The 12,437-nt window shown below is 63.8% G+C and carries 14 protein-coding genes; 11 read left to right on the top strand and 3 right to left on the bottom strand.

Annotated features, from left to right (window positions below; all coding sequences use genetic code 11):
• Positions 1-20: 20 nt before the first annotated feature.
• From ACESTR_RS02925 to ACESTR_RS02875, 11 genes are all read left to right on the top strand, one after another.
• The gene (locus ACESTR_RS02925) at positions 21-998 is read left to right on the top strand and encodes a hypothetical protein (RefSeq protein ID WP_014775305.1); all 978 of its coding nucleotides are present in this window, start codon (positions 21-23) and stop codon (positions 996-998) included.
• Positions 999-1,000: 2 nt separating this feature from the next.
• Positions 1,001-1,498, top strand: a complete 498-nt coding sequence (locus ACESTR_RS02920; protein WP_014775306.1) for a hypothetical protein — start codon at positions 1,001-1,003, stop codon at positions 1,496-1,498.
• Positions 1,495-2,727, top strand: a complete 1,233-nt coding sequence (locus tag ACESTR_RS02915; RefSeq protein ID WP_014775307.1) for a phage portal protein — start codon at positions 1,495-1,497, stop codon at positions 2,725-2,727. The genes ACESTR_RS02920 and ACESTR_RS02915 overlap by 4 nt, the downstream gene beginning before the upstream one ends.
• A 242-nt stretch (positions 2,728-2,969) precedes the next feature.
• Complete coding sequence (locus ACESTR_RS02910) at positions 2,970-3,443, top strand: hypothetical protein (RefSeq protein ID WP_014775308.1); 474 nt, start codon at positions 2,970-2,972, stop codon at positions 3,441-3,443.
• Positions 3,418-3,843: a phage holin family protein gene (locus ACESTR_RS02905; RefSeq protein WP_195559061.1), complete on the top strand. Its 426-nt coding sequence runs from the start codon at positions 3,418-3,420 to the stop codon at positions 3,841-3,843. The genes ACESTR_RS02910 and ACESTR_RS02905 overlap by 26 nt, the downstream gene beginning before the upstream one ends.
• Entirely contained in the window at positions 3,836-4,237 is a 402-nt protein-coding gene (locus ACESTR_RS02900) for a structural protein P5 (protein WP_373178774.1), read from the top strand. Before ACESTR_RS02905 ends, ACESTR_RS02900 begins: the two co-directional genes overlap by 8 nt.
• Before the next feature lie 91 nt (positions 4,238-4,328).
• On the top strand, positions 4,329-5,807 hold the full coding sequence (locus ACESTR_RS02895; protein WP_373178773.1) for a ComEC/Rec2 family competence protein: 1,479 nt from the start codon (positions 4,329-4,331) through the stop codon (positions 5,805-5,807).
• Entirely contained in the window at positions 5,804-6,952 is a 1,149-nt protein-coding gene (locus ACESTR_RS02890; protein ID WP_009599133.1) for a THUMP-like domain-containing protein, read from the top strand. Before ACESTR_RS02895 ends, ACESTR_RS02890 begins: the two co-directional genes overlap by 4 nt.
• A 74-nt stretch (positions 6,953-7,026) precedes the next feature.
• A complete protein-coding gene (locus ACESTR_RS02885; protein WP_009599129.1) occupies positions 7,027-8,331 on the top strand; it encodes a YhjD/YihY/BrkB family envelope integrity protein in 1,305 nt (434 codons plus the stop codon).
• 19 nt (positions 8,332-8,350) lie between these two features.
• Positions 8,351-9,130 carry a Rossmann-like and DUF2520 domain-containing protein gene (locus tag ACESTR_RS02880; RefSeq protein ID WP_009599140.1) on the top strand — a complete coding sequence of 260 codons (780 nt, stop codon included), beginning with the start codon at positions 8,351-8,353 and terminating at the stop codon, positions 9,128-9,130.
• Positions 9,106-9,651, top strand: coding sequence for a KdsC family phosphatase (locus tag ACESTR_RS02875; RefSeq protein ID WP_009599161.1), 546 nt, complete (start codon positions 9,106-9,108; stop codon positions 9,649-9,651). Before ACESTR_RS02880 ends, ACESTR_RS02875 begins: the two co-directional genes overlap by 25 nt.
• 144 nt (positions 9,652-9,795) lie before the next feature.
• On the opposite strand, the gene ACESTR_RS02870 is transcribed toward ACESTR_RS02875, so the two are convergent.
• The 3 genes from ACESTR_RS02870 to ACESTR_RS02860 all read right to left on the bottom strand — a co-directional run bounded on the left by ACESTR_RS02870 (position 9,796) and on the right by ACESTR_RS02860 (position 12,432).
• The gene (locus ACESTR_RS02870; RefSeq protein ID WP_022044470.1) at positions 9,796-10,863 is read right to left on the bottom strand and encodes a hypothetical protein; all 1,068 of its coding nucleotides are present in this window, start codon (positions 10,861-10,863) and stop codon (positions 9,796-9,798) included.
• Complete coding sequence (locus ACESTR_RS02865) at positions 10,799-11,293, bottom strand: BACON domain-containing protein (protein ID WP_009599138.1); 495 nt, start codon at positions 11,291-11,293, stop codon at positions 10,799-10,801. Before ACESTR_RS02865 ends, ACESTR_RS02870 begins: the two co-directional genes overlap by 65 nt.
• Before the next feature lie 131 nt (positions 11,294-11,424).
• On the bottom strand, positions 11,425-12,432 hold the full coding sequence (locus ACESTR_RS02860) for a GNAT family N-acetyltransferase (RefSeq protein WP_009599151.1): 1,008 nt from the start codon (positions 12,430-12,432) through the stop codon (positions 11,425-11,427).
• Between the last annotated feature and the right edge of the window lie 5 nt (positions 12,433-12,437).

Below are 12,437 nucleotides of genomic sequence, written 5' to 3'. Positions count from 1 at the left end.
CCACCAAAATCATTTCAACCATGAGTTTCTTAGAAAACGCCAAGCAGTACACCGGTTCCGACCTCGAAAACATCTTCTTCCGTCCCATCCTGAGCGGCCCTTCGGCCGGCGAACTGGGCGTGAGGGTCCTCTACAACATGCCCGTCCCGACAACCATCCAGCTCTGGGAAGGGCAGCGCAACGTCCTCCAGAAGTACACCGCCGCAGGGTGGTCCGGAGGCAGCGCCGCCAACAAACTGCAGAAAACCATCGCTCTGAGCCGCGTGAAGGCCGAGCTGGGATTCTCGGCCGCCGACTACTTCTCGCTGGTATACGAGAAAATCGCGGCGCGCGCCGACGTCAATATGGACGACCTGACGGGCAGCGAGCTGGAGCAGGCCGAAACCTCGCTCTTCAAGCAGGCCATCGCCGAGGGAATCCGCGCCACGATGTGGGTCGGCGACACGACGGCCGCTTCGGGCTTCAACACCTTCGACGGCTTCCTCAAAAGCGTCAAGGCAGGCGCCGAGCAGGAGCGGTTCCACAATTCGGTCTACGAAGCCGCCGACTTCACCAATCCCGAAAAGATCGTCGCGATCCTCGACGACCTCTGGCAGAACGCCGACGAACGTATCAAGGACCGCAAAGCCGAAGGCCAGCTCGCCTTCTTCGTCACCTCGGATCTCTACTACGCCTACGAAAAGTACCTCGACAGCAAGGGCGCCGACGCGGCCTACGCCGAAAGCACCAACGGCCGTCAGGGACTGGCCTACCACGGCATCCCGCTCGTCGACGTCCGTCTGGGGGCCTATCTGTCCGACACCTCGCTCCACAAGTCGTTCTGCCTGCTGACCGACCGCCGCAATCTCGTACTGGCCGTCAACACGTCCGACTTTCCGGGCAACGAAGTGCGCATGTGGTACAACCCCGACCTGATGGAGAACCGCCAGCGCGCCGTCTTCATGGCCGGATGCGACGTGATCGACGAGACGATGCTCTCTTACGCATTCCGGGTATAGCGATGACAGCGTCCACACCCCGCAAACCCGCCGGCGGCATCACGGCCGCCGCGATCACCCCCGCAGGAAATCTCCTGCGGGCGGCGCTGGGGGCCGACGGGCGCGCCGAAGCGGTATTCCGCGACGGGACGCTGCTCACGCGGCTGCCGCTCGCCGAACAACGCTCCTCCTATACCGAGCTGAGCGACACCCAAGCCGGACCGCAGCGCGTGCGTCATACGCTGAAGCTCGTCGTCAGCCGCGAAGCGGCCCGCACGCTTTTCGGCCCGGCATTCCGTCGCACGGCCGCGACCGAGGGGCTGATCGCAACCGTCACGGCCGCATCGGGCGAACGGCTGCTGATCGGCTGGTCGGCCCGGCTGGGGAGAGAACAACCCCTGCGGCTCGGCTCGGTGAGCAACGAATCGGGCGTAAAACCCCTCGACGGCACGCCGGTCGTCGTGACCCTCACCTGCGAGGACACCGACCCGGCCCCGGAACTCAAACAACAGGAACCATGAGCAAAAAGCACAAAATCAAACCGGCCGTCGCGGTGAACAACCGCACGGTCGATCCCTACATCACGCTCGGCGCGGGACGTGTCGAAAACGACGCGTTCTGGCGCTGGGGCGACGACAACCTCTTTCCCAACGCGCTGGCGCTGATGGCACGCCGTTCGGTGACCCACCGCCGCATCATCAACGACAAGGCCGACTACATTTCGGGCAAGGGCTTCACGTGCGACGAGGTGCAGCAGCCCCGGCTCGCGGCCTTCCTGCGCCACGTAAACGGCGACGGGGAGAGCCTGCGGCAGGTGCTCAACAAGCTGGCGTTCGACAAGGCGCTCTTCGGCAACGCATTTCTCGAAGCGGTGACCGACGCCGGGCATACGTTCCTTTCGCTGCACCATCAGGACGCCTCGCGCTGCCGGCTGGCCCGCGACTCGGCCCACGTTCTGCTCCACCACGACTGGACGGCATTCAAAGCGGCCGAAGCGCGGACCCTGCCCCTCTACCCGGCATTCGAAGAGCAGTCCGACGGCACGCTGCGCGCCGTGATCCACTACAAGGACTACGAACCGACGTTCGAACATTACGGCGTGCCGCCCTACATCGCGGGGTTCAACGTCTCGGCCATCGCCTACAAGACCGACAAGTGGAATATCTCGCGGCTCGACAACTCGTTCCAGCTCTCCGGCGTGATGATGCTCGACAGTACGGTGGACAGCGAAGCCGAAGCCGAACGCATCGTACGGCTGGCCGAGCAGAAATTCGCGGGCAACCCCGGACAGGTGATGTTCGTCATCCGCGACGGCGGCGAGCAGAACGACAATTCGCGTTTTATTCCGATCGCATCGCAGAACGAGGGCGACTGGCAGGCGCTGCACGAGCAGGCCGTGTCGGACATCGTCGTGGCCCACTCGTGGTTCCGGACCCTGAGCGGACTGGAATATGCTTCGGGATTCAGCGCCGAACGCATCCTACACGAGTACGAAGTGGCCCTCAACACGGTCATCCTCGGCGAGCAGGCCGAACTGACCGAGCCGATCCGCCAGCTCCTGACATCCGTATCGGGATTCGACACGTCGTCGCTGCAAATCGTAAACCGTCCGCCGACACGCTCCAAGCCGATCTACATGAAGGTCTGGGAGGCCCGCAAGGCCGACGGACTGGAGTATGATCCCGACGACGAGCGCCAGCAGGCGTTTCTGTCCGAGATCACGAAGTATAATATCAGGAGCATAGAATAAGACCTGATTCTCCGGGTGCTTTCGAAACTTTCTGTTCGCCGCCTTCGGCGTCGTTTACAAGTCCGACCCGCCCCTGAATCCCCGCCCGGCGGGGAGTTGCCGCACGCGGCCAAGACGACGCAAAGGTTGTCTTGCTTTTCCCGCTCCAGCACGCTGTTGTCGCGTTTGTAGTTATGACGCCCCCGCGGGAACTTCCGCACCGCTTTCAGCGATATTCGAAAATCATTTCAATTACAACAACCATGAACACACTTATCACCCCCGCGCAGGCCGTCGCGCTGGCCTTCGCCGACGGGGAGTATCTCGCACCGGAGAGCGTCACGCAGAGCGACATCGCCGCGGCCGAACAGCGCTACCTCGTCCCGGTCATCGGGCGGCTGCTGTACGAGAAGCTTCTCTCAGGCTCGCACGCCGGCTTCACGACCGAATATCTTGCGGCTCCGGCGGCGCTTTTCACGCGCATCGCCCTCCAGCCGCGGCTCGACGTCCGCACCGGGCAGTGCGGCACCGTCGCGCCCAAATCCGCCGCCTACCAGCCCGCAGGCACGCAGGCCCTGCGCGAGCTGCAACGGAGCCTGCGCCGTCAGGCCCGGACGCTGCTGCGCCGCGCCGCCGAACACCTCGAAACGCACGCCGCCGAATTTCCGGAATACGACCCGCACAAGAACATCCTCAACCGCTGCACGACCGATGGAAACTTTGTACAGACTCGTTAGCGGCGCGGCGGCGGGGATCGCCGCCCTGTTCGCCCCGATCGGGCCGCTCGTGGCCTGCGCCGTGGTCTTCATCGGCATCGACTTCCTGTCAGGCGTCGCCGCCAGCCGCGCGGCGGCCCGCCGCGAAGGCCGCGCATGGTATTTCGAGAGCCGCGAAGCATGGCGCACGGTCCTCAAGCTGGGCCTCACCATTACGGCGATCGCCATGGCGTGGCTGATCGACAGCTGCATCCTCGACTTCATGGAGCTGAACGTCGCACGGCTCTTCACGGGCTTCACGTGCGGCGTGGAGCTGTGGTCGTTCCTCGAAAACGCATCGCAGTTATCCGACGCCCCGCTGTTCCGCTGGCTGCGCCGCTACGTCCGCCGCCGCATCCGGAGGGAGGCGGGCGATGAGTAGGGGGCTGAGCAACCGGAACCCCGGCAATATCCGGCAGTCGGCGGTCCGCTACAAAGGCGAGGTGCGGCCCTCGCGTGATCCGGCGTTCAAGCAGTTCGAATCCATGCCGTGGGGGTATCGGGCGATCTTCGTCCTCTTGGACACCTATCGCATCCGCCACGGTCTGGAGACCATCCGCGACATGATCTCGCGCTGGGCCCCGCCTTCGGAGAACCATACGGAAATCTACATCCGCGCAGTCGCCGACGCCGTGGGCATTGCCGACGACCGTCCGGTCGACACCCGCGACCGGACAACGATGCTCCGCATGGCGGCGGCCATTTCGCGGGTGGAAAACGGCACGGCGGCCGATATGGACGACGTGGAGCGGGGTTGGGAGCTATTTCGCCAATAGCAGCGGAGAGTCCCGCCCGATCCGGCGTCCGCATGAAAACCTTTTGCCTGAACAGCACACAAAACAGCCCTCTTTTGTTATATTTGCAGGTATGAAACCCGAATTCCTGCTTGCCAAACTCGACCGTATGCCGATGCTGAAAGCCGTCGTGCCGTTTGCGGCCGGGATTCTCGCCGCCGACCGTTTCGCACTGCCCCTGTGGTTTCTCGCAGGGGCCTTTTTGCTCTCCGGCGTCTTGGCGCTGCTTCTCCGGTCGCCGCTCTGCACCCTCGCCATGCTCTTCACGGCGGGATTCGGCGCGGCACAGCTCCGCGATACCGGACGCACGGTACCTTACGGGGTATACACGGCCTATGAACTCTCCGTCGAGGGCATCCCCGCCGACCGGGGCCGCTATGCTTCCGCCGAAGCGACCGTCACGGCGTGGCGCGACCCGGCCGACGGCACGTGGCACCCCGCAGGCGACCGGGTGACGCTCCATGCCGACAGCCTAACGGCCCTGCATCCGGGCGAGCGTCTCCGCTGCCGGGGCACGGTCCGGCCGCTGCGCGGCGGCGCGGAGAGTTACCGCCGCCTGATGACGCGGCGGGGATTCGCGGGAACGATATGGCTGTCGGAGCGAACCATACTCGAACGATTGCCCGCCCGCAATACGGCCCTGCATCTGCATGCCGCCGAACGAATGGGCCGTCTGAGAATCCCCGGCGACGCGGGTGCCGTCTGCCGCGCCATGACGGCGGGCGACCGGAGCGGCATCACGCCCGAACTGCGCGCGGCCTATTCGCGCAGCGGACTGTCGCACCTGCTGGCCGTATCGGGACTGCACACGGGCATCGTCTTCGCACTGGTCAATCTGCTGTTGTGGTGGCTGCCGCTGCTGCGCAGGGGCCATCTGCTGCGCAACCTGCTGGCGGCGGCCTGCATCTGGATTTACGTCGCCGCGGCGGGATTTCCGCCCAGCGCCGTGAGGGCGGCGGTGATGTTCACGATGCTCCAGTCCGCCCTCGCCTCCGCGTCGGAATACAACGGACTGAACGCCCTCGCCGCAGCCGCTTTCGGCATGCTGTTGTGGAATCCCGCATGGCTCGGAGACATCAGCTTCCAGCTCTCGTTTGCGGCCGTTGCGGCGATCCTCGCATGGGGCGTACCCCTCTGCCGCCGGCTCCGCACCCGGCGGCGGGCGCTGAACCCGATTACCGACGCGCTGGCGGTCAGCTTGGCGGCGACGCTGGCCACGGCGCCCCTCGTATCGCATACGTTCGGCATCGTGCCGCTGGCGGGAGTCGTCGTCAACCCGGCGGCGATCCTGCTCGGAAGCGTCGTGGTGCTGGCCGGCGCGCTCTGGATGCTGCTGCCGTTCGGATGGGCGGCCCCGGCATTCGAATGCGTGCTATCGCACACGGCCGAAGGACTCAACGCGCTGGCGCGCGTCACGGCGGATCTGTCCTGCGCAGCGGCGGAATACGCCCTCGGCGGAGGGGCGACGGCGGCCGTTTACCTCTTTTTCGCGCTCGCAACGGCTGCCGCATGGTCCGCCGAACCGAAAAAAAGCGTACATTTGCCCGCATGATGACCCCCGAAGAATACGAACTGCTGCTTACGGACGAAGTGCAGCGGGCCATTGCCGTCTCCCGCGGCCGCGATCCGCTGGACGTGGCCCTCGACCGCACCGTGCCCCACGCGCGGCTGGTCGCCACGCAGGTCAAATACCTCGCGCGGGCGGCATCGAAACTGCCGTCGTATGCCGCCGCGCAGTGCATACTCCCGCCGCTGGCCTTCGAGCAGGCGTCGAGCGAGGCGTGTGCGGCGCACAAACGGATCGACGGCGACACGGCGCTGGACCTCACCTGCGGACTGGGCGTCGATGCGCTTTTCCTGAGCCGCCGTTTCCGGCGCGTGGTGACGCTCGAACGCAGCGAAACGCTGGCCCGTATCGCCGCCGAAAACTTCCGGCGGCTCCAAGCCGCCAACATAGAGGTCGTCCACACCTCGGCCGAGGAGTATCTGCAACGGCCCGGACTGCGCTTCGACTGGATTTTCGCCGACCCCGACCGCCGCTCGGCCGACGGCCGCAAGCTGGTGCGGCTCGAAGCGTGCTCGCCCGACGTCACCGCCCTGATGCCGCTTATCGCGCGCGCGTCAGGGCGTCTGTGCATCAAGAACTCGCCGCTGTTCGACGTGGACGAAGCCCTGCGGCTCTTTCCCGACAGCCGCGTGGAGGTCGTCTCGCTCGGCGACGAGTGCAAGGAGGTGCTCGTCTACGCCGACGGCACGGGTCCCGCCCTCACGGCGACGGCGCTCGGCCGCGGCAGTTTCACGGCCACCCCCGGCCAGACGCCGCCGCCCGCACCCGACACCTTCGACCCGTCGCGCTACCGCTGGCTGGTCGTGCCCGACGTCGCGCTGCAGAAGGCGCGGCTGGCGCGGCTCCACCTGCGCGGCAAGGCCGACATCTGGAGCGAAAACGGCTACGGATTCGCCGCCGAAGAGCCGCAGGAGGTAATCGGCAAGGTATTCGCAGTCGAAAGCATCGAACCGTACGACCCGCGGCGGCTGAAACGCAGCCTGAAAGGAGCCGGAGCCGAGCTGATGAAACGCGACTTCCCGTTCGGAGCCGAGGAGCTGGCCCGGCGGCTGGGCGTGCACGCGGGAGCCGACGTGCGGCTGGCCTTCACCAAAATCGGAAACGGATTTTGGGCGGTCCGGTTGAAATAGCTATATTTGCAGCATATCGGAATGCGCCCGGCGGCGTTCGGCGCGCAGTCCGTTTGCAGGAATCGTAACAGCCTATGAAAATCAGCGAGATATTCACCTACTTCACCGACACGATCTTCCGGCGCGACATCAACGAATGGCGCAACCCGGTCATCCGGTGGCTCGTACAGCAGTACCGCCTGCTGTTCTACACGGCGCGGGGCCTGCTGGAACACGGCATGATCGTCCGCAGCGCGGCCCTCACATTCTATACGCTGATGTCGCTGGTGCCGATCGTAGCGGTGGTTTTCGCCGTGGTCAAGGGCTTCGGACTGGCCGACGGACTGATCGACAACCTCTACGCCCTCTTCCCGCAGAACCCCGAAATCATCGACTACGTCGTCGGTTTCGCCGAAAAGGCGCTGGCCCGCACGCAGGGCGGCGTGGTGGCGGCCGTGGCGCTGGTGATGCTCTTCTGGGCCATAATCCGGGTCTTCGGCTCGATCGAAAGCGCCTTCAACAACATCTGGGAGGTCAAGGTCGAACGCAGCGTGACGCGCCAGTACACCGACTATATCGCCGTGGTGATGATCGTTCCGGTGCTGTGGGTCGTGGCCAATGCCGTAGGCAACTACACCCAGCAGCTGCTGGGATTCGACGGCAGCTGGTATTTCGACCTGCTCTCGCGCTTCGCGTCGATGTTCATCATCTGGGTGATGTTCACCATCCTGTATATCATCATCCCCAACACCAAAGTCAAATTCAAGAGCGCGCTGATGGCGGGCATCGTCGCCGGCACGCTCTTCCTGCTCTTTCAGTGGGGCTATATCTACATTCAGCGGTGGATGACCTCCTATAACGCCATCTACGGCAGTTTCGCGGCCCTTCCGCTGCTGCTGATCTGGCTCCAGACCTCGTGGCAGATCCTGCTGTTCGGCGGCGAGCTGTCGTTCGCCTACCAGAATATCGCCCGCTTCGGCGAGGAGCGCGAATCGCTGCTGATAAGCTACGACCAGCGGCGCAAGATCCTGCTGGCCGTGATGCTCTCCGTGGTGCGGCACTTCCGCGAAAAGGGCGGTGCAACGCCCGCCGACGTGATCCGCGCACGGCTCGGACTGCCCACGCGCATCGTCAACGACGTACTCTACCAGCTCGTGCAGGCCGGACAGCTCATCGCCGTGCCTTCGGGCGACGGCGAACGCGAAGTGGCCTTCGCCCCGGCGCACGACACCGGGACGCTGACCGTCTACGGGGTGCTCGAAGCGGTCGAAGCGTCGGGGCAGACGACCGTCGATCTGGCCCGCAACGCCGAACTGACCCGCATCGACCGGGAGTTGGAGAACCTGAAGGAAACGGCCCGCAAATCGCAGGACAACGTGCGGCTGGTGGACCTGCTTTAACGAAACGACAAAGAAACTTATGGAACGCGCAGTAATCATCGGAAGCGGCAACCTCGCGGAAGCATTGGCGCAGGCCGTCGCCCGAAGCGGCCTGAAACTCGTACAGCTCTTCGCCCGCAACGCCCAGCGCGGAAAGACGGTCGCCGCACTCGCCGGCACCCAATGGACCTCGGACCCGGCCGGGCTGGCCGAAGCCGACATCTACCTGATCGCAGTAAGCGACCGGGCCGTAGCGGAAGCGGCCGCTTCGCTGCCCATTCCCGCGGGGGCCGTCGTGGCCCACACCGCCGGAAGCGTGCCGCTCGAAGCCCTGCCCGACCGCCCCACGACGCGCCGGGCCGTCTTCTATCCCCTCCAGACCTTCACCAAGGGCCGCGAAGTGGATTTTTCGCAGATTCCCGTCTTTCTCGAAACCGACGACGAAGCCCTGCGCCCGGAGCTGGAAGCCTTCGCCCGCCGTCTCTCGCGCACGGTGATCTGGGCCGACTCGGCCTGCCGGGCAAAAGCGCATCTCGCGGCGGTTTTCGCCTGCAATTTCGTCAATCACATGTACGCCGTCGCAGAGCGCATCGCCGGCAGTGCGGGACTTCCGTTCGACGTGCTCAAGCCGCTGATCGCCCAGACCGCCGCCAAGGCGCTCGACGCGGCCTCCCCGGCCGACGTGCAGACAGGTCCCGCCGTGCGCAACGACACCGGAACCCGCGCCCGCCACTGCGCCCTGCTCGACGACGACCTGCAACTCAAGAACATCTATTCAATCATAAGCAACAGCATATGGGAAACTTCAAAGAAGATATAGCGCGCACCGAAGCCTTCGTCTTCGACGTGGACGGCGTGATGACCGACGGCGGCATCATCCCCACACTCGACGGCGACTTCATCCGCCGCTACAACGCCAAGGACGGCTATGCGCTGGCCTACGCGATCAAAATGGGCTACAAGGTCTGCATCATCACCGGAGGACGCGGCAAGACCCTCGAAAACCGGCTGAAGATGCTGGGCGTCACGCGGGCCTACATCGACTGCATGGACAAGATCAGCGCCCTGCACGAATACTTCGCCGAGGAGGGCATCGACCCCCGGAACGCAATCTACATGGGCGACGACATCCCCGATCTGGAGTGCATGCGCGAAGTAGGCATCCCGGTCTGCCCGGCCGACGCCGCCGCCGAAGTGATCGAAGCGTCGCGTTACGTCTCCGAATTCAAGGGCGGCGAAGGGGCCGTGCGCGACATCGTCGAGCAAGTGCTCCGCGCCCGTGGCGACTGGGCCAAAAACTCCGAGGGCGTGACTCCCTCGTCGCTGGCCGCCTCGCGGTAAGCTGCCGCCGGGAACGGAGGGACGGACAACCAAGACAAACGGGACAAGACCCGAAAAAGGCAGGCAGCACGCCCGCAAACAAAACAGCCGGTCGCATGACCGGCTGTTTCCATATCCGCAGGAACCACATCCGCAGAAGAGTCTTTACTGCATCCACTCGACGTTCGCCGCGTCGCGGAACAGCAGGTTGAGCGGGCGCACCAGACTCTCGGCATCCGGAGCGAAGATGAACCGCACCTTATCGACGGGCACCGTCAGGAAAACCGTCGAGGGATAACCGCCGATCATATCGACGTGATCCATCAGCGACCAGACGAAAATCTCGAACGGCATCTGACCGGGAAGCAGCGTCAGCCCCGGAAAGTCGGTTTCGTACGACGCCGAAGAGGTGTCGGCGGGATGAGGCTTGAAGAAAATGTCGTACGCTGCGCCGTACTGTTCGACGATCCGCGCCACGTAATCGCGCTGCTGCTGTTCGCTCGCGGCGTTCTGATGGCTCGTTCCGATGATGATCAGGTTGCCTTTGGGAGAAGCGTCGAACAGGGCGGCGAATTTGTCGTAATCGAAGCCCGCCATGTCGTAGAACAGCCTGCGGGCCGATTCGGGCAGTGTCGACAGCATCTCGTAGGGCTGAATATCTTCGATCTGCATTTCACGAAGTTTGTCGGTAATGAACGGGCAGGAACTTTCGAGCAGCGACCCGTTCTGCATCACCAAGCGATAGCCGGGACGGGTCGCGAGGTAGTAAGGCCACGTCCACGATTCGAGCTCGAACTCGGCACGGGTTTCGGGATAACGTCCCCCGTGATTCCAGTCGAGCGCCTCGACCTCCGCGGCATAGGCGTCCCAATTCTGCTGAGCCGTGGCCGGATCGCCGAAATAGTTGTAAAAGTTGTTGTATGTCGCCGTTCCGTCCGAAAGCAGGCTCACCTTCACCCGCGCGGAGTCGATTCCCTGCGCCACGAACCAGTCGTAACCCAGACGGCAGCGCAGGTCGTCCACATAGAGACTGAAGACGGCCGTCGGATCGGCCTTGTTGATCTCCAGAACACGCCGTTTCATTTCGCGGCACATCGCGTCCTTTTCGGCTTCGGTGGCATCCGAGGTCCGGTCGGCCGCCGTCGTGACTTTGACATGCGGCGGGAACTTATCCGGGTCGAACGTTCTCGAACGCGTATAATAGAAATAACTCGGTTTGTCGTGGGACAGCACATGCAATCCGGCATAGAGGGCGGCATCGTGCCGAATCCGGCATAAAAATAGTAATCCGGCGCGCGTCGTAACCGTCCTTCGGCGCGCTCTGCGACATGACGAACGGCACGATCAGGTCCTCGCTGGCAAAAGCCAGCTGCGCACTGCGGGCGGGGCCTTCGTTCCGGTCGAAGGTCACCTCGATCTCGGAATATCCCGCCGGGCCTTCCGTGGCGGAGAGCGTAAACCACTTGTCCCCGGCGGCGGCCGTCACGCGCCACGGCAGCGACGAAGTTACGGAGATCTTGCCGGCGCGGGCCAGTGCGTCGAGCGACAGAAAACTCTCGCCGGCGTTGACAACCAGCACGGGACGGGTCGTTTCGTCGTCGCTGCACGCCGCCGATCCCGCGATCAGGGCCAGACAAAGGAGGGCCGAAAACAATCTTTTCATAGCGAATCAAATTAGCATTACTGCCCTTATAAACGCTGCAAAAGCCCTTTTACTGCATCCCGCGACCGATTTCCGTCTGAAAAATTAAGCCGCACGGAATGCCGTGCGGCTTTTATCCGATGCAGCAGACGTCATTCGCCTTTGCGTTTCTTGATCCGGTCCAAATGCTCGCGCACCCGTTTGCGGAAAAGCTCGCGGCGGTACTGCAGATTGGCCTGCCACCCCAGCCAGCGGGTATAACGCTCCCGTTTTTCGGGATAGATGTCGCGTATCGTGACCAGAATGCCCGTCTCCTCGACACCGCCGAAATCGGGATTCGACACCGTATCGAAAACCCGCATCGTGGGCGAAAGGTTCATGTATGCGTTGATCAGCGGCGGAATGTTCTCGTTGAACTCGCGGATTTTCTGAATCAGAATGCGGTAATTCTCCTGATAGGTCTGCCCCGTGAAGAGCTGCTCATAATAAGGGTCGTCCAAATCGAGCCGGAGCGGATGGATGCCCTCGACGAGGTTGTCCCGGTCGGGGAAGTACCGGCGCAGGAACCAGATCAGGGCGTTGCGGGCCACGGCCTTGTAGGTCGTATACATCGTCACCTTGCCGAAAAGGTATTTGGCGCGGGGGTCCAGCACGATCAGCGCACCGAGCCCGTCCCAGAGGTTGTCCAGCGCATAGATGCTTTTGGCGTTGCCGCGCGCCTGATAGGAGGGCTGCACGAACGAACGGCCCAGTTCGATGGTGCGGGGCAGGTATTTGCGGCGGAACTTGTCGCTGAAGCGGAAATAGTGTTCGGTCGAGAGATGCCGCGGATATTCATCCGTGCAGATGATGAAACGGTAGCCGCCGACGATCTCTTCGGCGGCGGGGTCCCACACGATCAGCTGGTAGTAGCCGTCCTCGGCCAGATCTTCGGCGTCGATGTCCAGCTCCTTGCCCGTGCCGCCACCCGCGCCGCGGAACGCGATTTCGCGCAGGCGGCCGATCTCGCGCATCAGCGACGGACACTCGGCGGCCGAGAAGATATAAATCTCGTTCCCGGCCTTCTTCGTATCGCGGGCCTTGCGCTCCGGCGTCAGTTCGGCGCGGAGCTGTTCCCTTTCAACGGGAGGTATGATGGCTTCCATCTGTCTCTGTTGCATATAAC

Origin of the sequence: Alistipes sp. DJF_B185 (assembly GCF_964250025.1) — a bacterium.
In the GTDB taxonomy this organism is placed as follows: Bacteria; Bacteroidota; Bacteroidia; order Bacteroidales; family Rikenellaceae; genus Alistipes; species Alistipes finegoldii.
This window is presented reverse-complemented; position numbering and strand designations above follow the sequence as displayed.

Bases quoted from the DNA above. Each gene is read 5' to 3' on its own strand.
- ACESTR_RS02885 (WP_009599129.1), top strand. From the start codon at position 7,027: ATGAAAATCAGCGAGATATTCACCTACTTCACCGACACGATCTTCCGG.
- ACESTR_RS02915 (WP_014775307.1), top strand. From the start codon at position 1,495: ATGAGCAAAAAGCACAAAATCAAACCGGCCGTCGCGGTGAACAACCGC.
- ACESTR_RS02875 (WP_009599161.1), top strand. From the start codon at position 9,106: ATGGGAAACTTCAAAGAAGATATAGCGCGCACCGAAGCCTTCGTCTTC.
- ACESTR_RS02910 (WP_014775308.1), top strand. From the start codon at position 2,970: ATGAACACACTTATCACCCCCGCGCAGGCCGTCGCGCTGGCCTTCGCC.
- ACESTR_RS02890 (WP_009599133.1), top strand. From the start codon at position 5,804: ATGATGACCCCCGAAGAATACGAACTGCTGCTTACGGACGAAGTGCAG.
- ACESTR_RS02880 (WP_009599140.1), top strand. From the start codon at position 8,351: ATGGAACGCGCAGTAATCATCGGAAGCGGCAACCTCGCGGAAGCATTG.
- ACESTR_RS02925 (WP_014775305.1), top strand. From the start codon at position 21: ATGAGTTTCTTAGAAAACGCCAAGCAGTACACCGGTTCCGACCTCGAA.
- ACESTR_RS02905 (WP_195559061.1), top strand. From the start codon at position 3,418: ATGGAAACTTTGTACAGACTCGTTAGCGGCGCGGCGGCGGGGATCGCC.
- ACESTR_RS02895 (WP_373178773.1), top strand. From the start codon at position 4,329: ATGAAACCCGAATTCCTGCTTGCCAAACTCGACCGTATGCCGATGCTG.
- ACESTR_RS02860 (WP_009599151.1), bottom strand. From the start codon at position 12,432: ATGCAACAGAGACAGATGGAAGCCATCATACCTCCCGTTGAAAGGGAA.
- ACESTR_RS02900 (WP_373178774.1), top strand. From the start codon at position 3,836: ATGAGTAGGGGGCTGAGCAACCGGAACCCCGGCAATATCCGGCAGTCG.
- ACESTR_RS02865 (WP_009599138.1), bottom strand. From the start codon at position 11,293: ATGAAAAGATTGTTTTCGGCCCTCCTTTGTCTGGCCCTGATCGCGGGA.
- ACESTR_RS02920 (WP_014775306.1), top strand. From the start codon at position 1,001: ATGACAGCGTCCACACCCCGCAAACCCGCCGGCGGCATCACGGCCGCC.